The organism is Ideonella sp., assembly GCF_035254525.1.
GTDB lineage: Bacteria > Pseudomonadota > Gammaproteobacteria > Burkholderiales > Burkholderiaceae_C > Ideonella.
The window spans coordinates 110,466-135,822 of record NZ_DATFAN010000165.1 but is presented as its reverse complement, the minus strand read 5'-3'; the positions used below and the strand labels follow the sequence as shown (position 1 = coordinate 135,822).

25 protein-coding genes are annotated in these 25,357 nt (G+C 72.3%); 12 read left to right on the top strand and 13 right to left on the bottom strand.

Going from position 1 to position 25,357, the window contains the following annotated elements; genetic code table 11:
* A partial coding sequence (locus VJ693_RS17500; RefSeq protein ID WP_414652308.1) for a DeoR/GlpR family DNA-binding transcription regulator occupies positions 1 to 434 on the top strand: 434 nt, incomplete at its 5' end.
* A 53-nt stretch (positions 435 to 487) separates the two neighbouring features.
* Positions 488 to 1,981 carry a glycerol kinase GlpK gene (gene glpK / locus VJ693_RS17495; protein WP_324156190.1) on the top strand — a complete coding sequence of 498 codons (1,494 nt, stop codon included), beginning with the start codon at positions 488 to 490 and terminating at the stop codon, positions 1,979 to 1,981.
* 55 nt (positions 1,982 to 2,036) lie between these two features.
* Here the strand turns inward: glpK and VJ693_RS17490 are convergent, their stop codons facing one another.
* A complete protein-coding gene (locus tag VJ693_RS17490) occupies positions 2,037 to 2,576 on the bottom strand; it encodes a hypothetical protein (protein ID WP_324156188.1) in 540 nt (179 codons plus the stop codon).
* A gap of 188 nt (positions 2,577 to 2,764) precedes the next feature.
* On the opposite strand from VJ693_RS17490, the gene VJ693_RS17485 reads away from it, so the two are divergent.
* Together VJ693_RS17485 and VJ693_RS17480 are read left to right on the top strand one after the other, a co-directional pair.
* A complete protein-coding gene (locus VJ693_RS17485; protein ID WP_324156186.1) occupies positions 2,765 to 3,799 on the top strand; it encodes a Gfo/Idh/MocA family oxidoreductase in 1,035 nt (344 codons plus the stop codon).
* A gap of 104 nt (positions 3,800 to 3,903) precedes the next feature.
* Positions 3,904 to 4,659: a hypothetical protein gene (locus VJ693_RS17480; RefSeq protein WP_324156183.1), complete on the top strand. Its 756-nt coding sequence runs from the start codon at positions 3,904 to 3,906 to the stop codon at positions 4,657 to 4,659.
* Between the two features lie 16 nt (positions 4,660 to 4,675).
* On the opposite strand, the gene VJ693_RS17475 is transcribed toward VJ693_RS17480, so the two are convergent.
* From VJ693_RS17475 to VJ693_RS17455, 5 genes are all read right to left on the bottom strand, one after another.
* A complete protein-coding gene (locus tag VJ693_RS17475) occupies positions 4,676 to 5,407 on the bottom strand; it encodes a hypothetical protein (RefSeq protein ID WP_324156181.1) in 732 nt (243 codons plus the stop codon).
* 29 nt (positions 5,408 to 5,436) lie between these two features.
* Positions 5,437 to 6,747 carry a tryptophan--tRNA ligase gene (locus tag VJ693_RS17470; RefSeq protein WP_324156178.1) on the bottom strand — a complete coding sequence of 437 codons (1,311 nt, stop codon included), beginning with the start codon at positions 6,745 to 6,747 and terminating at the stop codon, positions 5,437 to 5,439.
* 99 nt (positions 6,748 to 6,846) lie between these two features.
* On the bottom strand, positions 6,847 to 7,530 hold the full coding sequence (locus VJ693_RS17465) for a hypothetical protein (protein WP_324156177.1): 684 nt from the start codon (positions 7,528 to 7,530) through the stop codon (positions 6,847 to 6,849).
* A gap of 35 nt (positions 7,531 to 7,565) precedes the next feature.
* Positions 7,566 to 10,598 carry a protein kinase domain-containing protein gene (locus tag VJ693_RS17460; protein WP_324156175.1) on the bottom strand — a complete coding sequence of 1,011 codons (3,033 nt, stop codon included), beginning with the start codon at positions 10,596 to 10,598 and terminating at the stop codon, positions 7,566 to 7,568.
* 21 nt (positions 10,599 to 10,619) lie between these two features.
* A complete protein-coding gene (locus VJ693_RS17455; RefSeq protein ID WP_324156173.1) occupies positions 10,620 to 11,318 on the bottom strand; it encodes an ECF-type sigma factor in 699 nt (232 codons plus the stop codon).
* An 11-nt stretch (positions 11,319 to 11,329) separates the two neighbouring features.
* Between VJ693_RS17455 and VJ693_RS17450 the strand changes: the two genes are divergently transcribed.
* From VJ693_RS17450 to VJ693_RS17440, 3 genes are all read left to right on the top strand, one after another.
* Positions 11,330 to 11,722 (top strand): VOC family protein, encoded by a 393-nt coding sequence (locus tag VJ693_RS17450; RefSeq protein WP_324156172.1) that lies wholly within the window; start codon positions 11,330 to 11,332, stop codon positions 11,720 to 11,722.
* A gap of 141 nt (positions 11,723 to 11,863) precedes the next feature.
* Positions 11,864 to 12,253, top strand: coding sequence for a VOC family protein (locus VJ693_RS17445; RefSeq protein WP_324156170.1), 390 nt, complete (start codon positions 11,864 to 11,866; stop codon positions 12,251 to 12,253).
* A 6-nt stretch (positions 12,254 to 12,259) separates the two neighbouring features.
* On the top strand, positions 12,260 to 12,940 hold the full coding sequence (locus tag VJ693_RS17440) for a YafY family protein (RefSeq protein WP_324156167.1): 681 nt from the start codon (positions 12,260 to 12,262) through the stop codon (positions 12,938 to 12,940).
* A 4-nt stretch (positions 12,941 to 12,944) separates the two neighbouring features.
* On the opposite strand, the gene VJ693_RS17435 is transcribed toward VJ693_RS17440, so the two are convergent.
* Entirely contained in the window at positions 12,945 to 13,862 is a 918-nt protein-coding gene (locus VJ693_RS17435) for a peptidylprolyl isomerase (RefSeq protein ID WP_324156166.1), read from the bottom strand.
* Positions 13,863 to 13,944: 82 nt separating this feature from the next.
* Between VJ693_RS17435 and VJ693_RS17430 the strand changes: the two genes are divergently transcribed.
* Positions 13,945 to 14,538 carry a GNAT family protein gene (locus VJ693_RS17430; RefSeq protein WP_324156164.1) on the top strand — a complete coding sequence of 198 codons (594 nt, stop codon included), beginning with the start codon at positions 13,945 to 13,947 and terminating at the stop codon, positions 14,536 to 14,538.
* 136 nt (positions 14,539 to 14,674) lie between these two features.
* Here VJ693_RS17430 and VJ693_RS17425 read toward each other — a convergent pair whose 3' ends face one another.
* The 4 genes from VJ693_RS17425 to VJ693_RS17410 form a co-directional block, all read right to left on the bottom strand.
* Positions 14,675 to 15,685, bottom strand: a complete 1,011-nt coding sequence (locus VJ693_RS17425) for an AEC family transporter (RefSeq protein WP_324156163.1) — start codon at positions 15,683 to 15,685, stop codon at positions 14,675 to 14,677.
* Positions 15,686 to 15,694: 9 nt separating this feature from the next.
* A complete protein-coding gene (locus VJ693_RS17420) occupies positions 15,695 to 17,236 on the bottom strand; it encodes an alkaline phosphatase D family protein (RefSeq protein WP_324156161.1) in 1,542 nt (513 codons plus the stop codon).
* A 45-nt stretch (positions 17,237 to 17,281) separates the two neighbouring features.
* Positions 17,282 to 17,866: a hypothetical protein gene (locus tag VJ693_RS17415; RefSeq protein WP_324156160.1), complete on the bottom strand. Its 585-nt coding sequence runs from the start codon at positions 17,864 to 17,866 to the stop codon at positions 17,282 to 17,284.
* Between the two features lie 362 nt (positions 17,867 to 18,228).
* The gene (locus VJ693_RS17410) at positions 18,229 to 19,299 is read right to left on the bottom strand and encodes an ornithine cyclodeaminase (protein WP_324156158.1); all 1,071 of its coding nucleotides are present in this window, start codon (positions 19,297 to 19,299) and stop codon (positions 18,229 to 18,231) included.
* A gap of 213 nt (positions 19,300 to 19,512) precedes the next feature.
* Here VJ693_RS17410 and VJ693_RS17405 point away from each other — a divergent pair, with 213 nt between their 5' ends.
* Both VJ693_RS17405 and VJ693_RS17400 read left to right on the top strand, forming a co-directional pair.
* Positions 19,513 to 19,935 (top strand): Lrp/AsnC family transcriptional regulator, encoded by a 423-nt coding sequence (locus tag VJ693_RS17405; RefSeq protein ID WP_324156157.1) that lies wholly within the window; start codon positions 19,513 to 19,515, stop codon positions 19,933 to 19,935.
* On the top strand, positions 19,932 to 21,998 hold the full coding sequence (locus VJ693_RS17400) for an ATP-dependent helicase (protein ID WP_324156155.1): 2,067 nt from the start codon (positions 19,932 to 19,934) through the stop codon (positions 21,996 to 21,998). The genes VJ693_RS17405 and VJ693_RS17400 overlap by 4 nt, the downstream gene beginning before the upstream one ends.
* On the opposite strand, the gene VJ693_RS17395 is transcribed toward VJ693_RS17400, so the two are convergent.
* Together VJ693_RS17395 and crcB are read right to left on the bottom strand one after the other, a co-directional pair.
* Positions 21,999 to 22,331 (bottom strand): DUF190 domain-containing protein, encoded by a 333-nt coding sequence (locus VJ693_RS17395; protein ID WP_324156154.1) that lies wholly within the window; start codon positions 22,329 to 22,331, stop codon positions 21,999 to 22,001.
* Positions 22,332 to 22,345: 14 nt separating this feature from the next.
* Positions 22,346 to 22,735 (bottom strand): fluoride efflux transporter CrcB, encoded by a 390-nt coding sequence (gene crcB, locus VJ693_RS17390; RefSeq protein WP_324156152.1) that lies wholly within the window; start codon positions 22,733 to 22,735, stop codon positions 22,346 to 22,348.
* Positions 22,736 to 22,893: 158 nt separating this feature from the next.
* Between crcB and VJ693_RS17385 the strand changes: the two genes are divergently transcribed.
* Positions 22,894 to 24,504: a sensor histidine kinase gene (locus tag VJ693_RS17385; RefSeq protein WP_324156150.1), complete on the top strand. Its 1,611-nt coding sequence runs from the start codon at positions 22,894 to 22,896 to the stop codon at positions 24,502 to 24,504.
* Positions 24,505 to 24,649: 145 nt separating this feature from the next.
* The gene (locus VJ693_RS17380; protein ID WP_324156148.1) at positions 24,650 to 25,354 is read left to right on the top strand and encodes a response regulator; all 705 of its coding nucleotides are present in this window, start codon (positions 24,650 to 24,652) and stop codon (positions 25,352 to 25,354) included.
* Positions 25,355 to 25,357 lie beyond the last annotated feature (3 nt).

Sequence of the window (25,357 nt, the reverse complement as noted above, 5' to 3'; positions counted from 1 at the left end):
TGCGCGTGATCACGAACAACCTCAACGTGGCCGCCATCCTGAGCAGCAACCCGCAGTGCGAGGTCATCGTGGCGGGCGGCGTGGTGCGCACGCGCGACCGCGGCATCATCGGCGAGCCGGCGGTGGACTTCATCCGCCAGTTCAAGGTGGACATCGCCCTCATCGGCATCTCGGGCATCGAGGCCGACGGCTCGCTGCGCGACTTCGACTACCGCGAGGTGAAGGTCGCCCAGACGATCATCGAGCACGCGCGCGAGGTGTGGCTAGCCGCGGACCACAGCAAGTTCAACCGCCCCGCCATGGTCGAACTGGCCACGCTGTCGCAGATCGACCGCCTGTTCACCGACAAGCCGCCGCCGGAACCTTTTCCCACGCTCCTGGCCGATGCGGGCGTGCGACTGGACGTCGCGCCGCCGCCCGCCGCGCGCGGCTGAACCTGGCGCGGCCCCGAGTCGCAACGACCCGCACCTAGACGAATCGAACCGCCATGACCTACCTCCTCGCACTCGACCAGGGCACATCCAGTTCGCGCAGCATCGTGTTCGACCCGAGCGGTCGCATCGTCGCGCAGGCCCAACGCGAGCTGCCCCAGATCTACCCGCAGCCCGGCTGGGTCGAGCACGACCCGGAAGAGATCTGGGCCAGCCAGCTCGCCACCGCGCGCGAGGCGCTGGCCAAGGCGGGCCTGACCGCGCGTGACGTCAAGGCCATCGGCATCACCAACCAGCGCGAGACCACGCTGGTCTGGAACCGCCGCACCGGCGTGCCGGTGCACAACGCGATCGTCTGGCAGGACCGCCGGGCCGAGCCGCTGTGCGCGCAGCTGCGCGAGCAGGGCCTGGAGCCGCAGGTGCGCGAGACCACCGGCCTGGTGATCGACGCCTACTTCTCGGGCACCAAGATCCGCTGGATCCTCGACCATGCGCCGGGCGCGCACCTCGCCGCCGCGCAAGGCGAGCTGGCCTTCGGCACGGTCGACAGCTGGCTGCTGTGGAAGCTCACGGGCGGGCGCGTGCACGCCACGGACGTCAGCAATGCCTCGCGCACCATGCTGTTCGACATCCGCCACAACCGCTGGGACCACGCGCTGCTCGGCGCGTTGCACGTGCCCGACAGCCTGCTGCCGCAGGTCTTCCCGAGCAGCCACGTCTACGGCGAAAGCGAGCCGGACCTGCTCGGTGCGCCCATCCCGATCGCCGGTATCGCCGGTGACCAGCAGAGCGCGCTGTTCGGCCAGGCCTGCTTCAAGGCCGGGCTGGCGAAGAACACCTACGGCACCGGTTGCTTCATGCTGATGCACACCGGCGAACGCTTCCAGACCAGCGCCAACGGCCTCATCACGACCAGCGCCGCGCAGCCCACGGCCACGCCGGAGTTCGCGCTCGAAGGCAGCGTCTTCATCGGCGGCGCGGTCGTGCAGTGGCTGCGCGACGGCCTGAAGGCGATCAGCGCCAGCAGCGAGGTGCAGGGCCTGGCCGAGAGCGTGCCCGACGCGGGCGGCGTGGTCTTCGTGCCGGCGTTCACCGGCCTGGGTGCGCCTTACTGGCAGCCCGAGGCGCGCGGCGCGATCGTCGGCCTGACGCGCGGCACCAACGCCGCCCACATCGCCCGCGCGGCGCTGGAGAGCATCGCGTTCCAGAGCGCCGCGCTGCTGCAGGCGATGAGCCGCGACGCCGTGGCTGCGGGTGGAGCGCCGGTGAGCGAGCTGCGCGTCGACGGCGGCGCCTGCGTCAACAACCTGCTGATGCAATTCCAGGCCGATCTGCTCGGCATCCCGGTCGTGCGGCCGCAGGTGATCGAGACCACCGCGCTCGGCGCGGCCTACCTGGCCGGGCTGGCCACCGGCGTCTGGAAGAGCCTCGGCGAGCTCTCGGCGCAATGGCAGGTCGAGCGCCGCTTCGAGCCGACGCTGCCGCGCGAGCGCGCGGCCGAGCTGATGGCGCGCTGGGAGCGCGCAGTGCGGCAGGCCGTGGCGGCCTGATCAGCCGCGGACGGGGCCCCGGCCCGCTCGATCTGCCCGCGCAGGCCAGGGGCGGCTACGGCGCCGGCGTCGTCACCGTGAAGGTGAAGCGATACCGGCACTTGCACACGGCCAGCTCCTGCACCCAGAAGCTGTAGGTGCCCGGGCCGAGCGGCGGGGTGCAGCCCTGCGCGCCGGCGCCGGTGCAGATGGCGGGCAGCAGGTCGGTGCCCTCGTCGGCGGTGCCGTAGTGCGTCCAGCCGAGCAGATCTTCGGGCGTGCCGCCGACCGGCGGCACGGTGACCTGCTTGCCGAGCTGCACGCCGATGAACGACAGGTTGCCGCCGACCTCGGTCTCGGGCTCGAGCACGATCGCCGACAGCTGCTGGCCGTCTGCGATCTTGATCTTGAAGTAGTCGCGATCGGTCACCGTGCCGTCGGGTGTCGACTTGCTGCCGTACTTCCCGGCGATCACGTTGTTGCCGAGCTTGAGCGTGACCGTGGTCGGGGCCAGCCCGTCGTCGGACAGGTCGCCGAGCTTCTTCTCGTTGTAGCCGGCGGCCAGCGCGCTCGTGCTGGCCAGCGCGGCGCCCAGTAGCGTCAAGACGATTCGCATGCTGTCGCTCCTGTTCGGTGATCGAAGAATGACGCCGGCCAGGCCCGGCCGGCGCGGGCGACAAGCTAGCACCCGGGTTGGCGGTGCGATAGGCGCGTTCTAGGGGGCGGCGGCGCTGAACCGGGCGACCGCTGCGGGGCACTTACCGCTTCGGCGCGTTGGCCGAAAGTGCCCGCAGAATGCGGCCCATGCAGCACACCTCGAATACCGACCCTTTCGGCTGGGCCCTTGTCGGCCCCGGCCGCATCGCCCACCGCTTTGCCGAGGCGGTGCACCGCCTGCCCGACACCCGGCTCGTGGTGGTGCAAGGGCGCGACCTCGATCGCGCGCGCGCCTTCGCCGCGGCGTGGACGCGCGACGGCGTGACCCCGGTGGACGCCACCGTCGAGCTGGCCGAGGCGCTGGCGCGGCCGGACGTGCACGGCGTCTACATCGCGACGCCACATGCCTTTCACGGCCACGCGGTGCGCGCCGCGCTCGAGGCGGGCAAGGCCGTGCTGTGCGAGAAGCCGCTGGTGGCGAGCCTGGCCGAGGCGCGGCCGCTGATCGCGCTGGCGCGCTCGCGCGGCGTCTTCCTGATGGAGGCGATGTGGACGCGCTTCCTGCCCATCTACGCCACTGTGCGCCGTTGGCTCGCCGAAGAGCGGATCGGCCGCCTGCGGGGGTTGCAGTCGAGCTTCTGCTTCCGCGCGCCCTACGACCCGGCGGACCGCGCCTACGACCCGGCGCTGGCCGGCGGCGCGCTGCTCGACCTGGGTGTCTACAACCTCGCGATGACGCGCTGGGCGCTGCAGGCGGCGCTGGGCGACTGCCCCGAACCGGCGAGCCTGCAGGCGCACGGGCGCCTCGCGCCGAGCGGGGTCGACCAGCGCGTCTGGGCCACGCTGGCCTTCGACGGCGGCATCGTGTCGCAGTTCACCTGCGCCTTCGATGGCGCGGCCGACAACGGCCTGCGCCTGTTCGGCGAGCACGGCCACATCGTCGTGCCGCGTGAGTTCTGGCAGGCCACCGAGGCGCAGCTGCTGCGCAGCGGCGAGCCGCCCGAGATCGTGCACGCCCCGTTCGCGGTCAACGGCTTCGAGGGCGAGGTCGAGGAGACGATGCGCTGCGCGCGCGAGGGCCTCGTCGAGAGCCCCGCGATGCGCCACGACGACACGCTGGCGGTGCTGGGCTGGATGGGTGCGATCCGCAGCCAGGTCGGCGTGCGCTACCCGTTCGAGTAGCGGCCGAAGGGCCCGCTTTTCGGCCCATCGGCGGCGGCGTCACGGCCCAGACTGGGAACCTGGGCCGCCGATCACTGCACGGGCAGCCCATGGAGGCCCTTGCCGTGCACCCCCTTCCCAAGCTTCTCGCGCTGGCGGCCCTGCTCGCCGCCAGTGCGGCGCGCGCCGACCCCGGCTACTACGTGGTCACCGCCTACGACAACGAGGGCCTGCGCGCCGTCGACCTGCGCTACTGGAGCGTCAAGCGCGAGGGCCGGCCCGAACGGATCTGGCCCGAGGTCGGCTTCAGCTACGGCGTCACGAGCCGCTGGACCACCGGCTTGCTCTACAGCCTGATCGGCCCGTCGAACTGGGATGTCGAGCCCAGCTCGCTGAACTGGCAGAACGATGTGCTGCTGACGCAGGGCGAGTGGCCCTTCGACCTCGCGCTGCACACGAACCTGATCCGCCAGATCGGCGACGTGGGCGGCGGCAGCCGCTACGCGCTCGAATACGGCCCCGTGCTGCAAACCGATGTTGGCCGCACGCAGATCAACACCAACCTGTTCTTCGAGCGCAGCCTCGACGGCGGCGAGGACGCCAAGCCGATCCAGCTGAAGTACCAGTGGCAGGTCCGCTACCGCTGGAAGCCGCTGATGGACTTCGGCCTGCAGGGCTTCGGCGAACTCGGCCGCTGGGACCGCTGGGCCGACGGCGGCCAGCAGTCGCACCGCGCCGGTCCGGCCCTGTTCGGCCACCTCGACCTCGGCAAGGGCAGCGACTCGCGCAACGCGCTGCTTTACCAGGCGGCCTACCTGCTGGGCACCGTCTACGCCAAGCGCGGCAGCATGTTCACGCTGCGGGTGCAGTACACGTTCTGAAGGCCGGGCACTTCGGCTAGTCGCCTCCGCCGCAGCCCCCGCCACCGCAGCCGCCGCCGGCATCGCCACCCCCATCACCGCCGCCCGCATCGCTGCCGCCGTCACCCCAGCCACCGGCATCGCCGAAACCCTCGGTGCTGCCGTCGAAGCTGGCGCTGGAGAAATCGCCGCCGCAGTAGATGACGCCCGTGCCGTCGCCGCCCTCGCGCCGCACGCCCGAGCAGTCCAGCACGTAACGAAAGCCGCCGGCAATGCCGAGCTTGGTGTCGAGCGCAAACAGCAGCGGCAGTCGCGTCGCCTGGCGCGGGTTCAGGTGTTCTTCGAGACAGGCATACCACCAGCACCGGCGCAGGCCCGCATTGGACTGCCGGTCGCGCCCGGCCAGCACGACGGCTGGCGTGTGGTGCAGGAAGCGGCCGAAGGCCTGGCGGCAGAAGGCGTCGTAGTGCCGGGTGTAGAGGATGAACTCGTGCCACAGATCGTCCACCACCTGCGAGGGCATCGAGACATAGCGCCGGCCGCTCTTCAGGTGGGCGAGGAAGAACTGCCGCAGGGCATTGCCGACGAGCTGGCAGTCCTTCAGGCTCAGCTCGGGCCGGCGCTGGCGCAGCTTCTCGTACAACCCGCGCGGCAGCACCGCCTGGCGGATGTAGGCCTCGCGTTTCCACGCGAGCTGTCGCCGCCACAACCAGACGGCGCCGCCGCCGAGGCCGGCGGCGGCAATCGACAACGCGAGGGTGGGCGACACGGCAGCGGCGCGGGCGCTTGGCTGCCGCCTTACTCGCTTTCGGCCGCCAGCAGCGCGGCCAGCGCGCCGGCGACCTCGTCTTCGCTGGCGCCCTCGGCGCGCGCCACCGGCGCGCCGGCCAGCGCGGCCGAGCCGCCGGCCTTCAGCTTCTTGACCCACTCCCCGGCCTCGCGGCCGCCGGCGAAGCCCTCGCTTTGCAGCAGCAACCGGCCGTCGGCGGCGGCGAGCTTGAAGTAGAAACGCCCGTCGGCCTCGCGGTACTGCTTGAATACCGGCAGCGCGGCCTTGGCCCTGGGCGCCGGCGCGGCAGCCGCCTTCAGCGGCTGGAAGCGGCGCAGGCCGACGGCCTCGCGCAGCGTGGCCAGCAGCGGGGCGGCCAGTGCGCGCGCCTTGGCGGCACCTTCTTGCAGCGTGGCCTCGATGCGCTCCGGGTGGGCCATCAGGGCCTCGTAGCTCTCGCGCATCGGGCCGATCTCGGCGTCGATCAGCTCGAACAGGCGCTGCTTGGCCTCGCCCCAGGCCAGCCCCGCGCGCAGGTCGGCGCGGAAGGCCTCGCGTTGCGCGGGCGTGGCGAAAGCGTCGTGGATCGTCACCAGCGCCGTGCCCTCGGGCTCCTTGGGCTCGCCGGGCTCGCGCGAGTCGGTCACGATGCGTGCGATCGCCTCGCGCAGCGCCTTGGCGCCGCCCTCGAACAACGGGATGGCGTTGTCGTAGCTCTTGCTCATCTTGCGGCCGTCCAGGCCGGGCAGGAGCTCCATCTCGGCGTCGACCTGGGCCTCGGGCAGCACGAAGAATTCGCGGCCCTGGCCGAACAGGTGGTTGAAGCGCTGCGCGACGTCGCGCGCCATCTCGATGTGCTGAACCTGGTCCTTGCCGACCGGCACGCGGTGCGCGTTGAACATCAGGATGTCGGCCGCCATCAGGATCGGGTAGCTGTACAGCCCCATCGAGATGTTGGCGTCGGCGTCCTCGCCGGCGGCCAGGTTGGCGTCGACCGAGGCCTTGTAGGCGTGCGCCCGGTTCATCTGGCCCTTGCTGGTGACGCAGGTCAGCAGCCAGGTCAGCTCGGGGATCTCGGGGATGTCGCTCTGGCGGTAGAAGACCACGCGCTGCGTGTCCAGCCCGGCGGCCAGCCAGGTGGCGGCGATCTGCAGGCGCGAGCGCTCGATACGATCCGGTTCGTCGCACTTGATCAGCGCGTGGTAGTCGGCCATGAAGAAGAAACTCTCCACGCCCGGCTCGCGGCTGGCCGCGATGGCCGGGCGGATGGCGCCGACGTAGTTGCCGAGGTGCAGGGTGCCGGTGGTGGTGATGCCGGTGAGGACGCGTTGGGAGGTCATAGGGCTACATTCTGGCGCGCAATGCCCGCAGCAGCGCCCGCACCTTGCGCCCGGTGCAGGTGCGGCCCGAGTCGAAGCGCAGCCACTGGCCGCGCCGGATCACTTGGGCACGAAGGTCGGCAGTGGCGGTGACAGCACCCCGCCGGTGGCTTCCACCTGCACCGTGCCCTTCTTCACCATGCGCCTGATGCTGGTGTTGAGCAGCAGCGGCCGGGAGCTCTGGCCACTGCACACGGGGGTCGGCAGGTTGAAGCGGAAGCTGGTGCCGGTGCCGCCGGAGCGCGCGGCGACATCCGAGCCGATCAACCCGCCGAGGTCGTCGCGGTAGTCGGCAACGATGGGGGCCGGGTGCAGGAAATTGCCGATGCGCAGGCTGACCACGCAGCCGGCGCTGACGCGGATCACCCACTCGCTCTTGCAGCGGTCGTCGGTGCCGCGCTTGATCTGCTGGATGACCTTGCCGCTGACCACGGTGCCACCGCCGTCGAAGGCGAAGGTGCGGCTGAACTGGCGCAGCAGCTCGTCCGACAGTTCGGGCGATTCGCTGGGGTTGGTGCCTTCGGTCGCCACCGTCTGGCCCGGGCCGATCGGGGTGCCGGTCAGCAGTGGCGTGATCACGTCGCCGGTGGCATCGTCGGGCATCTCGCCGAACGCGGGGTTGGGGCAGACCGTTTCGTTGGGGCCCTGCGGCACGTTGGCGGCACGGGCGGCGGGCAGGGCAAGCGCGGCCATCGCCGCCAGGGCGGCAAGGCGGTTGAGGGGGAAGGGGTATCGGCGTGACATGGCGATGGCTCCTCGGGTGAATTCGGTTCCTGCCGCTATGAACGCATTGCCGTGCCGGAACCGGACATGGACGGGGCCGGGCAGGCCAGCCTCGCCTGCGTTTCCCGAAGCGCCCGCTGGTACTGCGGGCCCGCCAGTGGCTGCCGCCGCAGCGCGGCGCGGGCCAGCGCCAGCTCTCGGCAGGCACCGGCGCCGTCCCCCGTGGCGGCCAGGCTGCGGGCCCACGCGGCGCGCAGCTCGGCCAGCACGGGGTGGTCGGGGTTGGCCGGCTCGAGCAGCGCGGCGGCCTGCGCGAATTGGGCTTGCGCATCGGCGTGGCGGCCGAGGCCGGCCCAGGTTCGACCGACCGCGGCGTGCAACTGCACCAGCGTTTCGCGGTACTGGTCGCCGCGCGGGGTGGCGCGGGCGCCGCGCACCAGCGATTCGGCCAGCGGCGCGGCCTGCGCAAATTGGCCCTGCGCGACCCGCAGCGCGATGAGCACCAGCTGGGCCCGGTGCTTGGGCGAACCGAAGACCGCCTCGGTCGCGTCCTGCGTGCGCATCGCGGCATTCAGCTCAGCTTCGGCCTGCGCCAGGTCGCCGCTGGCCAGCCAGGCCTGCGCGAGACGGAAGCGGCGGTCGGCCACGTCGGGGTGGTCCGGCCCGGAGCGGGCAATCGCCTGGTCGCGCAGGCGGACCAGGATCGCGCGGCCCTCGGCGAAGCGGCCGGTGTCGACCAGCCAGCGCGCCTCGGAGACGTCGAGCGTCACGTCCGGGCCGACCTGGCCCTCGAGGCGTTCGCGCAGCGCCAGCGTCTCGTCCAGCGCCGCGCGCGCCTCGGCCAGGCGGCCATCGAGCAGCAACGCGTTGCTCCAGTACATGCGGGCCTGGTAGACCTCGAACGGGTCGACCCGGTCGGCCTGGGTCAGCAGGGCCTGCAGGGCGTGCTGCAGGTGCGGCAGGCCTTCCTGCGAGCTGCCGACGTAGAACTGCAGGCGCCCGAGGTTGGCCTCGATGCGCGCGGCGATCAGGTGCTCGGGGCCGACCGCGCGCACGGTCGTCTGCCAGGCTTCGCGCAGCTCGGCCTCGGCCAGCGCCGGGCGGCGCAGCGCCCACAGCGTGCGGCCGAAGCGGTATCGCGACTGCGCCAGCCGCACCGAGCCCTCGCCCCACATCTCGCGCCGCAGCGCCAGCGCCTGGCGGAACAGCCCCAGCGCCGGTTCGGCCTGGTTGCGCGCGGCGTGCAGGCTGGCCAGCAGCTCGTAGGCCGCGGCCAGGTCTTCGCCACGCGGGGCGCGCGCCTCGAGCAGCGGCAGCACCGGCGTCACGCGGGCCAGCGCCGCGTCCCATTGGCTGGCGATGAAATCGAGCCGGCCGCCATCGACCTCGATGCCCAGGCAATCGGCCGGCGACGAGCGGCTCGCCGGCGGGCACAGCCCGCGCGCGGTGGCCAGGGTCGCGCGCGCGGCGCCGAGCTGGTTGGCCGCGCGCTGGCTGTCGGCCAGCTCGCGCAGCGCGGCCAGGCGCTCGCCGGTGCTGGCGCCGCGCAAGGCGTCCGCCCGCTGTTGGCGCACCCGCACCGCAGCCTCGCCGATGTCCAGGTCGTGCAGCAGGCGGCCGACCACGCGCTGCAGTTCGGTGCGCAGCTCGGGCTGGCCGGCCAGGCTGCTGCCGAGCGCGTCGGCGCTCTTCTCGAGCAGCTGCTGCACGCTTTGCCCACGCTTGCTGCGCCCTTCGGCCTGCTCGATGTCGTTGGCGCGGAACAGGCCGACGAGGAAATCGGTGATCGCCCCCGCCTTGGCCGCCTGGGCGCGCGCTTCGCCGGCCTGCCACAGCGCGGCGCCGAGCGCGCCGCCGAGCGAGAGCACGAAGCCGGCGGCCAGCGCCACGCCGAGCCGGTTGCGGCGCACGAATTTGCGCGCGTGGTACCAGGTGCTGTCGGGCCGCGCCTTCACCGGCCGGTCGGCCAGCCAGTTCGCGAGGTCGTCGGCCAAGGCCTGCACGGTGGCGTAGCGCTCGGCCGGGTCCTTCTTCAGCGCCTTCAGCAGGACGGTGTCGAGATCGCCCTGCAGCGCACGGCGCGCTCGTGCATCGGCCGTGCGCTGGCTGGGCCGCGGCGGCTCGGCGCTGACGATGGTCTCCTCCAGCGCGGCGGCGGAGGCGCGGCGAGGCTTGTAGGGCAGCTCGCCCGTCAGCAGCTCGTACAGAACGACGCCGAGCGAATAGATGTCGGCCGCGGTGCCGATGGGCTGGCCGAGGATCTGCTCGGGCGCGGCGTACTGCGGCGTCAGCGCGCGCTGGGCCGGCGCGGTGAGCTCGAGGGGTGCCCCATCGGCGTTCGCGGCGATCAGCTTGGCGATCCCGAAGTCGAGCAGGCGCACCTGACCCTCGCCGGTGACCAGGATGTTGCCGGGCTTCAGGTCGCGGTGCACGACCAGCCGCGCATGGGCATGCGCGACCGCCGCCGTGACCTGCAGGAACAGCGCGACCCGCTCGCGCACGCCCAGGCGCAGCCGCTTGGCGTAGGCGTCGATGCGCTCGCCCTCGACGTATTCGAGCGCCAGGTAGGGCTGGCCATCGGCGGTGACGCCGGCGTCGTAGATGCGCGCGATGTTCGGGTGGTCGAGCACCGCGAGGATCTCGCGCTCCTGTGCCATGCGCTCGGCCAGCCTCGGGTGGCGCGAGAAGGCGTGGGGCAGCTTCAGCGCGACCGGCCGGCCGTGCAGCATGTCGGTGCGCTCGGCCAGCCAGACGCGGCCCATGCCGCCTTCGCCGAGCAGGCGGGTCGCGCGGTAGGGGCCGGCGTCGGGCGGCAGCGCGGCTTCGTCGGCGCTTGCCTGCTCGCTCGGCGCCAGGCGCGGCAGGGTGCCAAAGCCGCCCCCGGCGTGGCCCGTGGCCGGGGCGTCGATGCCGCCGTCGGCGTGCGCGAGCAGGCTGCGCAGGCGCGGCTTCAGGCGCTCGTGCTCGGCCGGCAGCGCAGCCAGCCAGGCGGCGCGCTCGCCGACCGGCTGGTCGAGCGCGTCGTCGAGCAGCCGGCGCAGCGTGGCCCATTCGCCCGGGGCGAGGTCGAACAACGGCGTCGCGCTCATGGCCGCGTCGGCGCTGCCGCGCTACTTCAATGTTTCGGCGAGGAACAGGCGCGCCTGCTGCCAATCGCGCCGCACGGTGCGGTCGGTGACGCCCAGCACCTGGGCGATCTCGCCCTCGGTCATGCCGCCGAAGTAGCGCAGCTCGACGACCTGCGCCATGCGCGGATCGAGCCTGGCCAGTTCATCGAGCGCATCGTGCACGCGCAGGATCTCGGCCTCGCCGGCATCGGGCGCGAGCTCGGCGCCGATCTGGGTGTTCAGCGTCACATGGGCGGCGTCGCCCCCGCGGCGCTCGGCCTGGCGCTCGCGCACGAGATCGATGATCACCGAACGCATCACGCGGCCGGCGTAGACCATGAAGCGCAGCCGGTCCTCGAAGGCGATGTCGCCGTGCCTGGCCAGGCGCAGGTAGCTCTCGTGCACCAGCGCCGTGGTGTCGAGCACGGTGTTGCGGCCGCCGCCGTGCAGGCGGGCACGCGCGAGCCGGCGCAGCTCGCGGTAGGCGTCGGCATACAGCGCGTCGAGCTGGCCGTGCCCGGGCGGGCCGTCCGGAGGCGCGTCTGGAGGGGCGTCGGTCGGCGACATGCGGCGATTGGAGCCCTGCCGCCGGTGCGACGCAATCCCTTGCTGCCACGACGCTGTCAGCAGTGGTGTCGCAGCATCCCGTCCGTGCCGCGCAAGAACCGAAGCGATCCACCGGCGCGCCTCCCAACCTCTCAAGGAGCAACGACATGAGCGACAGCACCCCCACCCATTCGATCAACTGGTTCGAGATCCCGGTGCGCGACATCGACCGCGCGCAGCGCTTCTACGAAACCCTGCTCAACCGCCCGCTGCGCCGCGAGGCGATGGGGCCGGAGACCACGCTGGCGGTCTTTCCCTACGCCCAGGGCAGCGGCGTCGGCGGCTGCCTGTATGCCGGCGCCAACGCGCCGGCACCGACGACCAGCGGCACAGTGGTCTACCTGAACGCTGAACCTTCGCTGAACGTCGTGCTCGCGCGCCTGCCCGAAGCCGGTGGCAAGCTGCTGCTGCCGCGCGTGGACCTGCCCGAGGGCATGGGCGCTTTCGCCCACATCGAAGACAGCGAGGGCAACCGTGTCGGCTTGCACGCGATGAGATGACCCCCACGCCCCCTTCCGGGGGCTGCCCCCCGAGGGGGCCCCTGCAGCGGCCCGGCGGAGCCGGATCCGCGCAGGAACCTTGGGTCGCGCCTGGCCTTCGGCGGCGCGTACGATTCATTGCCTCCGTGTGGAGGATCCACCATGCACTTTGCCTACACGATCGCCTACGTCCCCGATGTCGAGGCCTCGCTGGGTTTCTTCGAGCGGGCCTTCGGCTTGAAGCGGCGCTTCGTCGCGCCGGGCGGCGGCTACGGTGAGCTCGACACCGGTGCCACCGCGCTGGCCTTCGCCCAGCACGACACGGCGCGCGGCAACCTGGGCCATGACTACGTGGCCGCCGACGCGTCACCGGCGCCGCTGGGGGTCGAGATCGGCCTGGTCGCCACCGACGTGGCCGCGGCCTGCGAGCGCGCGGTGGCTTGCGGCGCCACGCTGCTCGCGGCGCCAAAGATCAAGCCCTGGGGCCAGACGGTGGCCTATGTGCGCTGCCCGGACGGCGTGCTGGTCGAGCTCTGCACGGCGATGGGCTGAACGACCTTGCGCCGCGCCGACCGCCTGTTCGAACTCGTCCAGCTGATCCGTGGCCGTCGGCTGTCGACCGCCGCCTTCCTGGCTGCACGCCTGGAGGTGTCGCTGCGCACCGTCTACCGCGACGTGGCCGACCTGCAGGCGCAGGGCGTGCCGATCGAAGGCGAGGCGGGCGTGGGCTACCGGCTCGGCGCGGGCTACGACCTGCCGCCACTGATGTTCTCGACCGACGAAGCCAAGGCCCTGGTCGCTGCCGTGCGCATGGCGCAGCAGCGGCTGGATGGCGAGCTTGCGGCGGCGGCCGAGAGCGCGCTGTCGAAGATCCTGGCGGTGTTGCCGAGTGCGGCGCGCGCCGCGGCCGAGAGCCTGGCGATCTACGCGCCGACCTACAACGGCCACGACCCGGTGCGCGAGCGGCTCGAGCGCCTGCGCGGCGCGATCGAGCTGCGCCGCAAGCTGCACATCGACTACCGCGACGAGGCCGGCCGCGACTCGAGCCGCACCATCCGCCCGCTGGGCTGCTTCTTCTGGGGCGCGGTCTGGACGCTGGGCGCGTGGTGCGAGCACCGCAACGATTTCCGCAACTTCCGCGTCGACCGCATCGTGGCCCTGACACTGCTCGACGAGCCCTTCCGCGACGAGGTGGGCAAGACGCTGGCGGACCTGCTGCGCGCGGTGGAACGAGATTGATCGGCTATTTCGCCGGCCGCGTCGGCACCGGCGCATTGCACAGCCCGATGTGGCGCGGGCTGTGGACGAACCACGCTTCCTGCCGAACGCGCCGGGCCTGCAGCAGCGCCTGCCAGGTCGCGCTGTCGGTGCGCAGCACCTCGATCGCCGGCCGTTCGGCGGCCGGCATGTCGGCCAGCAGGCGCACCCGCCGGATCGTGGTGCGCTGGGCGGGCTCCGCATAGAACCCCATCTCGGCCGTGCCGCGCGGCAGCGACGACAGGTGCTCCATGCCTTGCAGCACGCGGCCGACCAGCGTGATGTTCAGGTCCAGCCCGCGCGGCGACTGGCCGATCACCGTGTACAGCTCGGTGCCGTTGCTGCTGTCCCGGGCCATGTCGCGGCCGGCGCCGACCATGCCGTAGCAGTGGGCGAGCCAGGCCTGGCCGGCCTTCGGGTCGGCCGCCACCGGCATGCCGTCGACGAAGCCGGTGACCGGCGTCCAGCCGTCCACGTCAGGCAGGCGGGTCAGCGGCAGTCCCTTCAGCGGCACCGAGAACTCGGCCGGCAGGTGGCGCGCGGCGCTGCCCAGTGGCTTGGCCTTGTCGGGCACCTCGCCGTCCGGATCGCCCCACTGGGTCACGTAGTTGTCCTGCACCCGCACGATGGCCAGCCCGTCCCAGTAGCCTTCGTGGGCCAGCGTGCGGATGTTCGCCGCGTGGCGCGGCGCGAAACGCGGTGCCAGCTCGATCACGACGGCGCCCGACGGCAGCTCCATCAAAAAGGTGTTCTGCGGATCGAGTGGCCGCCAGTCGGCTGCCGGCGAGCGCGCCAGCACCTCGCTGACGCCGGGCTTGGCGGCCGGGGCCGCCTGCGTGGGGAGCCACGGCGCGGCGGCGAAGGTGGCAAGGGCGGCGGCGAGCGCGTGGCGCAAACGGGGCATGCCATGACTCCGGGCGGTGCTGCGAAGCGCCGCAGCATAGCGGCCCGGTCGGGGTCGGAACAGCTGGGTTAGCCTTGGGGGCATGACGCCCTTTGCCGAACTCCGCCTCGACACCCCGCGCCTGCTGCTGCGCCCGCTGGTCGACACCGACGCCGACGACCTGTTCGCGATCTTTTCCGACCCGCCGGTGATGCGCTACTGGTCGACCGGGCCGTGGACCGATCGCGCGCAGGCGCGGCGGCTGATCGAGGGCGATCGCGCGGCGCTGGCCGGCCGGCGCGACCTGCGGGTCGGGCTGGAACTGCGCGAGACGGGGCGCGTGGTCGGCACGCTGAGCCTGTACAAGATCGACGCGCCGTGCCGCCGGGCCGACATCGGCTATGCGCTGGCGCGGGTCAGCCAGGGCGCCGGGCTGATGAACGAGGCGCTGGCAGCCATGATCGGCGCGGCCTTCGACCACCGCCCCGGCGCGCCTTTCGACGACCTGAAGCTCAACCGCGTCGAGGCCGACGTGGACCCGCGCAACGCGCCGTCGTGCCGGGCGCTGGAGCGCTTGGGCTTCCAGCTCGAAGGGCGTTTGCGCGAGCGTTGGTGGGTCGAAGGCGAAGTCTCCGACTCGGCGATGTACGGCCTGCTGCGAGCCGACTGGCTGGCCCGCACGGCGCCCCGCAACTGATCCCATCGCTGCGCCGAGCGAAACGGCGCTCCAATGGAGCCGCCGCCCCCAAGTGGCGTGCGCGGATCCGGCTCTGCCGGTCCGCTGCGCGAGCCCCCCTGGGGGGCAGCCCCCGGAGGGGGCGTGGGGGCCACTTTCACGGCCGCACGTCGAACAGCCACGCCAGCGCGCTGAAGCTGAAGAAGGCCAGTGCGGTCGAGGCCAGGATGATGCGGGCGACGCGGCCGTTGTCGGCGCCGTAGCGCTCGGCCAGCAGCGAGACGTTGCTGGCGCTGGGCAGCGCGGCGGTCAGCGTCAGCGCGGTGAGCTCGAAGGGGGTCAGCGGCACGCCGGCCGTCTGGGCCGCGGCGCCGAGCAGCAGCACCAGCAGCGGGTGCAGCAGCAGCTTGATCGCCGCCACCGGCGCCACCTGGCGCAGCGGCGTGGGCGCCGGTGCGGGCAGCGCGGCGTCCGGCACGTCGACGCTGCGGTGCGCCGGGTCGCCCGAGCGCCAGAGCACCGCACCGATCGTGAACAGCGCGACCGGGCTGGCGGCGTCGGCGAGCATCTTGACGATGGCCTGCACCGGGCCGGGCAGGCCGAGGCCGGTGACGCCGGCAGCAGCGCCGAGCACGATGGACCAGGGCAGCGGGTTCGACAGCGCGCCGCGCAGCGCCCGTCCGGCCGCCGCGCGCCCACCGGCCAGGCCTGCGCCGCCCGCGCCACCGGCCTGGGCGAGGCCGAGGCACAGCGAGCTGGTCACCAGCATGTCGGCCAGGATCGTGCAGATCACCGGCCCGGCGGCCGCTTGCCCGAGCACGGCCACCAGCAGCGGCACGCCCATGAAGCCCGAGTTCGGGAACGCGGCGACGAGGGCGCCGAAGGCGGCGTCGCGCAGCCCCAGCCGCGGTGACAGCGTGACGGCGATCGTGAAGAAGACGATGAGGAGGGCTGCGATGAGGTACACGCCGAGCACGGCCGGGTTCAGCAACTGCAGCAGCGGGGTGCTCTGCCCGAAGCGGAACAGCATGCACGGCAGCGCGAAGAACAGCACGAAGGCGTTCAGGCCGGGGATCGCGCTGCCCGGCAGCAGGCGGCGCTGCGCTGCCAGGTAGCCGCACAGCACCAGCGCGAAGAAGGGCAGCGTGACGCCGAGAATCTGCCGCATCGCCGACAGTCAGGCCGCCTGCGCGCCCGGGCGGCCGGCCTCGACGGTGAAGCGGGCGGCGATGTCGACGCGGCTGGCGGCATCCCAGGCGTCGGCCACCACCATCAGGCGCGCGTCGAGTTGCTTGGGCCCGAGGGTGAAGCCGACGTAGCCGCGCTGGTCGGCCCGGGCGTAGCGGATGTGCGGGTTGAAGCCGCGCGCAGCGTCGAGCCGCGCCTGCTCCAAGCCCTGGCTGCTGATCGACGTGCCGCAGAACTCGGTGGCGATCGTCGCGGCGCGCGGGTCGCCGAAGTCGGCCTTGAGGTCGGCCACGTAGTGCGTGTGCACGTCACCGCCCAGCACGACGGCGCCGCCGAGTCTGCGCTCGGCGACCTGGGCGAGCAGCCGCTGGCGTGCCGGGGCGTAGCCGTCCCAGCCGTCGGTCCAGTAGCGGCCGGCGTCGGCGCCCGCCGGGTCGCTCCAGGCAAAGCGGGCCATCAGCGTCTGCTGCGCCAGCAGGTTCCAGGGCTTGTCGGCCGTCCAGGCCTGGGCCAGCCAGCGCTCCTGGGTTTCGCCCAGCAGCGTGCGGCGCGGGTCGGCCAGGGTCGGGCAGTCTTTCAGCGCCACTGTGTTCGAGCCGCCGTTGCCAGGCTTGGGGCAGGCCTGCGGGTCACGGTATTGCCGGTCGTCGAGCGTCAGGATGCGCGCGAGGCGGCCCCAGTCGTGGGCGCCGTAGATCCGCATCTCGGCGCCGGGCACGTCGAGCCGCGGGCGCAGCGCCCGGGGGAACGGCAGATGCTCCCAGTAGGCCTGGTAGGCGGCGGCGCGCTGCGCGGCGAAGTCGGTCTGCAGGCGATTGCCCTGCAGGCCGGCGTAGTCGTTCTCGACCTCGTGGTCGTCCCAGACCAGCAGCCACGGGAACGCGGCGTGTGCGGCCTGCAGCTGCGGGTCGCGCTGGTAGGTGGCATAGCGGGCGCGGTAGTCGGCCAGCGTGCGCGTGTAACCGGCCTCGTGCTGGCGCGGCGCGAGCGGTGACGAGGGGTATTCGTAGATGTAGTCGCCGAGGAACAGCACCAGGTCGAGCGGCTCGCCGGCCAGCTGGCGCCAGGCGGCATAGCGGCCGTGGTCGTAGCGCTGGCAGCTCGCGATCGCGAAGGACAGCGGCACGGCGGCGTCGGCGGCCGGCGCGGTGCGGGTGCGGCCGGTGGCGCTGCGCGTGCCCAGCGCCTCGAAGCGGTAGAAATACCAGCGGCCCGGCTCCAGGCCGGCAGGCTCGGCATGCACGCTGTGGCCCCAGGCGGCCTCGGCCGGCTCGCTGCCCCGCGCGACGATGTCGCGAAAGCCCTCGTCGCGCGCCAGCTCCCAGCGCACTTCGACCCGCTCGGCCAGCCCGTCGCCGGTGAGCTTGGTCCACAGCACCATCCCGTCGGGGCGCGGGAAGCCGCTCGCGACCCCGAGCTCGAAGCGCGGCCGGTCGGCCGCCAAGGCACGGCGCAGGAACGCCGGCGCCGCGCCGGCGGCCAGGGTGGCGGCGAGCAGGCGGCGGCGGTTCAGGTGGGGAGCGGGCAACACGGGCGCGAGCTTACCCCGCACCCCGTGCGCTCGGCCCTGGGTGGCTCAGCGCGCCAGCGCCGCCTCGATCTCGGCAAAACTGCGCGAATGCAGGGCAGTGCCGAGCTCGATGCCCAGCGCCTGCTCGAGCCGGCGTGCCGAGAAGACGCCGCGGATCTCGGTGGCCTTCGCCTGCCGCTCGACCACCAGCAGGTAGCGCAGGCCGTGCCGGCGCATCGTGGCGGCCACGTGGCCGATCCGGCTGTGCTCGACCTGCCAGGCGTCGAGCACCTGCCACTGGGCCAGCGGCGCCATCACCTGGTCCAGCGTCAGCTCCTCGACGCCGATGCGGTCGGACATCGCGCGCAGCATCGGCCGCTCGCCTTGCAGGTCGTCGGCGGTGACCAGGCCGATCAGCTCGCCGCCCACGCCGGTGACGAAGGCCATGCGCACGCCCGCGCGTTGCATCACGTGCAGCGTCGGGGCGATGCCGTCGCGGTGGTCGACCTTGACGCAGGCGCCCAGGCGCAGGTCGGTCATCTGGCTGGCCGCGGGGTCGGTCAGCGCGGCCTTCAGGCCGGCCGGCGGCAGCTGCGGCTGGCCGGCCATCGGTGTCAGGGGCAGGAGTTGGAATTCGGCGAGCGAGGGCATGCAGGGCCTTTCGTCGGCGGGCCTCGCCCGCCACGCGGCTGGCACTTCGGCCCCGGCGCAGCGGGGCGCCCGACGGTGGTGTCAGCCTGCGCGCCGTCGGGTCAGGCTCAGCATCGGCGAAGCCGCATCAGGGCCGCATAAGCGTGCGCCCGGAGCGCCGCGCCTGCAACAAGGCGCTCCGCAGGAGCCGCCGCCCATCAAGTGGCGTGCGCGGATCCGGCTTGGCCGGTCCGCTGCGCGAGCCCCCCCGGGGGGCCGAGCCCGGACATGAACAGTCCAGTGGACTGTTCGTGCCTGGCGAGGGGCCGGGCCACTGGCCCGGCGCGGCCTGCAAGACGCCCCCGGAAGGGGGCGTGGGGGCCTCAAGCCACGCGGCGCAGCTTGGCCCGTGCCGGCGCGCCGCCGAGCACGCCGCCGAACAGGTCCTTCGGGTCGTCCAGCCGGGGCACGAGGTCGATCTGGCGGGCGTTCTCCTGCTGTTCGGTCAGCAGCAGGTGCAGGAAGCGCAGCGCCGAGAAATCCTCCAGCGCGAAGCCGACCGAATCGAAGATCGTGACTTCGTCGGCGCCGGTGCGCGCGCTGCGGCCCGAGGCGACGATGTCGGCGAACTCGGTGACCGGGAAGTCGGCCGGCAGCTGCTGGATCTCGCCTTCGACGCGCGACTGCGGCTCGTACTCGACGATCACCCGCGCATCGGCTCGCAGCAGGATGTCGCGGTGCAGCTCGGTCTTGCCCGGGCAGTCGCCGCCGACGCCGTTGATGTGCATGCCGGGCCGGATCATCGCCGGCTCGAGGATCACTGCATTGCGCTTGTCGGCGGTCACGGTGGTGACGATGTCGGCGCCCATCACGGCCTCGCCGGTCGAGGCGCAGCGGGTGATCATCAGGTCGGCCAGCTCGGGCAGCGCACGCAGGTTGCGCTCGAGCTTGGCGCTGGCGCGCGCGTCGACGTCGTACAGGCGCAGCTCGCGGATGCCCAGCATGCGGTGGAAGGCGATGGCCTGGAAGTCGCTCTGCGCGCCGTTGCCGATCAGCGCCATCACGCGGCTGTCGGGCCGGGCCATCCACTTCGCGGCCAGGGCCGACATGGCGGCGGTGCGCAGTGCGGTGGTGACAGTCAGCTCCGACAGCAGCAGCGGGTAGCCGGTGTCCACGTCGGCCAGCACGCCGAAGGCGGTGACGGTCAGCAGCCCCTCGGCGGTGTTCTTCGGGTGGCCGTTGACATACTTGAACGAGTAGAGCGCGCCGTCGCTGGTCGGCATCAGCTCGATCACGCCGACGTCGGAATGGCTGGCCAGGCGGGCGGACTTCTCGAAGGTGCCCCAGCGGCGGTAATCGGCTTCGATTTCACCGGCCAGGCGCTCGATGAAGGCGCCCGCACCGGTGTGCTGGATCAGGCGTTGGATGTCGGCAATGCCGATGTAGTCGACCATGGGACTCTCGTCTTGCGGTTATGAGCCGGGGTTGTCTCGAATGGGCAGATCACCGGTTGTCAGTGGGTGCCAACAGCCCTGCACGCGGCTCCCGCGCAAGGCCTTGGACAGATTCTCGGCAGGAGCACGGCCAACAAGAAGACAGCAAACCGCACAATCTGCAATGCCGATTGATCAAAACGCTAGAATCGGCTGGCACTTTGCGCAGAATCCATGGACGACGTCGACCAGCACCTGCTCAGCCTGTTGCGCGAGAACGCCCGCGCCTCGGTCGCCTCGCTGGCCAAGACCATGCGCGTGGCCCGCGGTACGGTGCAGAACCGCATCGCCAAGCTCGAAGCCAGCGGCACGATCGTCGGCTACACCGTGCGGCTCAAGCCGCAGACCGAGACCAACCGCATCGCCGCATTGATGACGATCGCCGTCGAGGGCAATGCGGCGGACGCGGTGATCCGCGCGCTGCGCGGCGACCCGGCGGTCCAGACCCTGCACACCACCAACGGCCGCTGGGACATCGTCGCCGAGCTGCGTGCCGACAGCCTCGAGGCCTTCGACCGGGTGCTCAGCCGCATCCGCCTGATCGAGGGCATCGCCCACACCGAAACCAGCCTGCTGCTGTCGACCCACAAGCTTTGAACGCTCCTGCCTCCTTGAACGCGGCCCAGATGGAGGCCGTCCACTACCTGCGTGGGCCTTGCCTGGTGCTGGCCGGCGCCGGCTCGGGCAAGACCCGCGTGATCACCCACAAGATCGCGCGCCTGCTGCAATCCGGGTTGGCGCCCAAGCAGATCGCCGCGATCACTTTCACCAACAAGGCGGCGCTCGAAATGCGCGAGCGGGCCAAGGCGCTCGTCGGCCCGAGGGCGGCGAAAGACCTGGCGATCAGCACCTTCCACTCGCTGGGCGTGCGCATGCTGCGCGAAGACGGCGAGCAGCTCGGCCTGAAGCCCAACTTCTCGATCCTCGATTCGGACGACGTGCTGGGGGTGATCCGCGACGCCGGCGCCTGCACCGACAACGCGATGGCCAAGCGCTGGCAGTGGACGATCAGCCTGTGGAAGAACCAGGGCCTGAACAGCGACGGCGCCGCTGCCGCCGCGGCCAACGACGACGAGCGCGTGGCGGCCCGGGTCATGGCGCTGTACGAGGAGCGCCTGGCCGCCTACCAGGCGGTCGATTTCGACGACCTGATCAGCCTGCCACTGAAGCTGGTCACCACCTGCCCCGAGGCCAAGCAGAAGTGGCTCAACCAGTTCGGCCACGTGCTGGTGGATGAGTACCAGGACACCAACGCCGTGCAGTACGCGCTGCTCAAGGGCCTGGTCGACCACCCGGACGAGTTCAAGCGCGGCATGTTCACGGCGGTGGGCGACGACGACCAGAGCATCTACGGCTGGCGCGGCGCGACGATCGAGAACCTGAAGAAGCTGCCGGAGGAGTTTCCGGCGCTGAAGGTGATCCCGCTGGAGCAGAACTACCGCTCGACCAGCGCGATCCTGCGCGCCGCCAACGAGGTGATCGCCGGCAACCCGAAGATCTTCCCGAAGAAGTTGTGGAGCGAGCACGGCGAGGGTGAGCCGGTGCGCGTGGCCGAATGCGACGGCGAGGAGCACGAGGCGGAGCGGGCGGTGGCGCGCATCCAGGCGCTGCGCGGCAACGACGGGCGCATCAAGTTCGCCGACTTCGCGATCCTCTACCGCGCCAACCACCTCGCGCGCGCCTTCGAGCAGAAGCTGCGCGCGGCGCAGATCCCCTACAAGGTCTCGGGCGGCCAGAGCTTCTTCGACAAGGCCGAGATCAAGGACCTGTGCGCCTGGCTGCGCCTGCTCGTCAACCAGGACGACGACCCGGCCTTCCTGCGCGCCGTGACCACCCCGAAGCGCGGCATCGGCCACACGACGATCGGCAAGCTCGGCGAGTTCTCGGCCAAGTGGAAGACGAGCATGTTCGAAGCGCTGTTCGCCGAGAGCCTGCCGGCGGCGCTGCCGGCCAAGGCCATCGGCTCGCTGCACGAGTTCGGCCGCTACGTGAACGACCTCGAGCACAGGGCCCGCACGACGGTCGGCGCGGAGGACGCCAAGGCGCTGCTGCTCGGCTGGCTGAAGGACATCGGCTACGAGCAGCACCTGTACGACAGCGAAGACAGCGAGAAGCTCGCCGCCTCGCGCTGGAGCAACGTGATGGACTTCGTCGACTGGGTCGCCAAGCGTTGCGGCGGCGAGATCACCCAGGAAGGCGGCACCTTCGAGAGCGAGCGCAAGAGCGTGCTCGACGTGGCGCAGACGATCAGCGTGATCCTGTCGCTGGCCGAGCGCGGCGACGAGCAGGACCAGGTGGTGCTGTCGACGCTGCACGCCAGCAAGGGCCTGGAGTGGCCGCATGTGATCCTGGCCGGCGTCAACGAGGGCCTGCTGCCCTTCAAGGCCGACGACGAGGAGATGACGGCCGAGCGGCTGCAGGAAGAGCGCCGCCTGATGTACGTGGGCATCACGCGGGCGCAGAAGACGCTGGTGGTCAGCACGCTGCGCCGGCGCAAGAAGGGCCGCGACACGGTGGCCGGCATCCCCAGCCGCTTCATCGCCGAGATGAAGCTGAACCAGGCACCGGCCAACGAGGACCCGCGCGAGCGGCTGAGGCGGCTGCGCGCGGAACTGGGCGCGAAGGCCGCGGCGGCGCCGGCCCCCGCCGAGGATCGCTGACTACGGCGCCGACGGCGTTTCGCCGACCACGCCCATCTCCAGCGGCAGCTTGATGTAGAAGAGCTTGAGCGGCTCGCCGGCCAGGTGGGCCAGCAGGCGCTCGCCTTCCGCCTCGGTGAGCGCAAAGCCCACCTCGACCGGCAGGTCGCCGGCGAGTTCGAAGAAGTGGTCCTCGTGCAGCCGGCCATGGCGGCCGAAGCCGGCAATCGCGCGGAAGGCCGAGCCGCCGGGCAGCCCCAGCGCCTTGGCCTGCTCGAGCAGCCACTCGTAGGCCAGGATGCCGTGGTGGCGGCGGTTCTCCTGCACGTAGAACTTCAGGTAGACGCCTTGCATCGCGGATCTCCCGGTCAGACGTGGACGAACATGGCACGGGCCAGCGCGACGCCGAGGCCGGTCAGCAGCAGCGAACCCATCAGGTGCACGCCGGCCGTGCCCAGCGCCCAGCCGTATTCCTGCCGGCCGATCAGCGTGACCACTTCGACCGAGAAGGTCGAGAACGTCGTCAACCCGCCGAGAAAGCCGGTGATCACCAGCAGCCGCCACTCGGGCGCCAGGCCGGCGTGGTGGCCGAAGAAGGCGCTGGCCAGGCCCACCAGCAGGCCGCCCAGCAGATTCGCGGCCAGGGTGCCCAGCGGCACCGTCGGGAACACCGGGTTCAGCCAGCCTCCGAGCCACCACCGCAGCAGGGCGCCGAAGCCGGCCCCGCCGAACACCGCCAGAAGAGGTAAGCCGCTCATGTCCATCCTTCGCTGGCGGAATTATGTCGAGCATGGCCGGTCCCGTCCTGATGCCATCCTGACGCGACAGCGGGTAGCCTCTCGGACATGAGACCGCAGAGCCGCCTCAAGGACGAATTCCCCCTCGGGGGGACGGCGCGAAGCGCCAAGGGGGCGAGATGAACGCCGTCATGCTGGGCCTGAACCGGGGCTTGCACACCGTGATCGCCGCGCCGCGCCGCGCGGGCTGGCGTCGCCGCCTGGCCGGCGGCGCCGGGGCGGCCGCGCTGTGGGCCTTGGCCTGGGCCAGTGCCGTCGCGCTCGATCATCACACCGACCTGGCCAACCAGGCGATGCTGTTCGTGCTGGCCTCGGTGATCGCCAGCATCTGGCTGTCGGCGCCGGCTGCGTTCGCCTTCGCGCTGGCCTGCATGGTGAGCTTCAACTGGGCTTTCGTGCCGCCGCGCGGCAGCCTCTCGGTCGACCTGCAGCGCCATGCGGTCCTGCTGCTCGCGATGCTGCTGGTCAGCTGGTTGATCGCCGGGCTGGTCTGGCGCCTGCGCGCGCAGGCCGCAGCGGCGCGGGACGCGGCGCGCTGGGCAGCGCGCCTGCAGGCGCTGGGCGAGGCGCTGCGCGACAGCGCCGAGCCGGCCGAGCAGGCGGCGCCGGTGGCGCAGGCACTGGCCGAGCTGGGTGGCGCACCGTCCGCGCTGATGCTGCTGCGCGACGAACTGCCGCAGGCCGACGCCGCCGACGCCATCTGGCTGCACGGCGATGTCGATGCCGACGAGCGTGCCGGCCTGTGGCTGTGCCTGCGCCAGTCGCAGGCCTTCGGCCCCGGCACCGGGCGGCATGGCGAGCAGCCGGCCTGGTACCTGCCCATGCGGTCGCGCGGGGCGAGCTACGGCGCGGCGCTGGTGCGACTGGCCGAGCCCGATTCGGCCGCCGACGCGGTGCGCGCCCGGGCCCAGGCGCTGTGCGACCTGCTCGGCGGCGCGCTGCAGCGCGCCGCGCTGGCGCGGCAGACCGATGCCGCGCGCGCGCTGGCGCAGACGCAGGGTGTGCGCAACGCCTTGCTGGCGTCAATCTCGCACGACTACCGCACACCGCTGGCGGTGATCCTCGGCGCCGCATCGTCGCTGCAGGACCAGGGCGAGCGGCTTTCGGCGGCACAGCGTCAGCGCCTGGCGGGGCAGATCGTCGAGGAGGTCGAGCAGCTCAGCCGCATGACCGACAACACGCTGCAGCTCGCGCGCCTGGACACGCCGGGCGTGACGCTGCGGATGGATTGGGAATCGGCCGAGGAGATCGTCGGCACCGCGCTGGCGCACGCGCGCCGGCGCGATCCCGGCCGGCGCCTGCGCGCGCGCCTCGAGCCGGGGCTGCCCCTGCTGCGCTGCGATGCGATGCTGCTGTCGCAGCTGCTGGACAACCTGGTCGACAACGCGCTGAAGTACAGCGATGGGCCGGTCGAGCTGGTGGCACGCCAGCAGGCGCCGCTGCCCGGAGACACGGGCGACACGCACGGCGCGCAGCTGGTGCTCGCGGTGCGCGACCGTGGCGCCGGCATTGCGCCGGCCGAGCGGCGCCGCGTGTTCGAGGTCTTCCAGCGCGGCAACGCCGCCGGTGCCGCCGATGCGGCGCGCGGCGCGGGCGTCGGCCTCGCAGTGTGCCGGGCGATCGCGCGCGCCCACGGCGGCGAGCTGCGCCTGCGCCCCCGCGCGCACGGCGGCTCCAGCTTCGAGCTGTGGCTGCCGGTGGTCCCGGCCCCGCAGGGCGGTCCGGCATGAGCCCCGCCCGGCCGCCCGAAGGGGCTCATTCCCTCTCGGAGGGACGGGGCCGCAGGCCCAAGGGTGCTCCGCTGAGCGCCGTCCGGCCGCCCCGAAGGCACTCGCTCCCCCTCGGGGGGACGGCACGCAGTGCCAAGGGGGCGCCATGATCCGGGTGCTGCTGGTCGAGGACGACCGCGACCTGCGCACGACGCTGCGCGATGCGCTGGCGCTCGAGGGCTACGAGGTCAGCACCGCCGCCAGCCTGAGCGAGGGCCTGGCCCTGTGGACCCATGCCCGTCCGGCACCCGATCTGGTGGTGCTCGACCTCGGCCTGCCGGACGGCGACGGTGAAACGCTGCTGGCCAGCCTGCGCAGGCGTGACGCGGTGCCGGTGGTGGTGATCTCGGCGCGCCAGGCCGACGGGCAGAAGATCCGCCTGCTCGACGCCGGCGCCGACGACTACCTCGTCAAGCCGTTCAGCATCGGTGAGCTGCTGGCGCGCCTGCGCGTCGCGCTGCGCCACCGCGGCACCACGCTGAAGCCGGCCCTGACGCGCTACGAGGCCGACGGGCTGGTCGTCGACCTCGCGGCGCACCTCGTGAGCCTGCGCGGCGAGGCGGTGCACCTGACGCCGACCGAGTTCAAGCTGCTGGCCCGGCTGGTGCGCAGCGCTGGCCAGGTGGTGACGCACCGGCAGCTGCTGGCCGACGTCTGGGGCGAGGAGTTCACCGAGCACACCCATTACCTGCGGCTGTACATGGGCCAGCTGCGCGCCAAGCTCGAGGCCGACCCCGCCGATCCGCAGCGCCTGTTGACCGAACCGGGCGTCGGCTACCGGCTGGCCGAGGCGGGCACCGGCGCCGACTGAGGT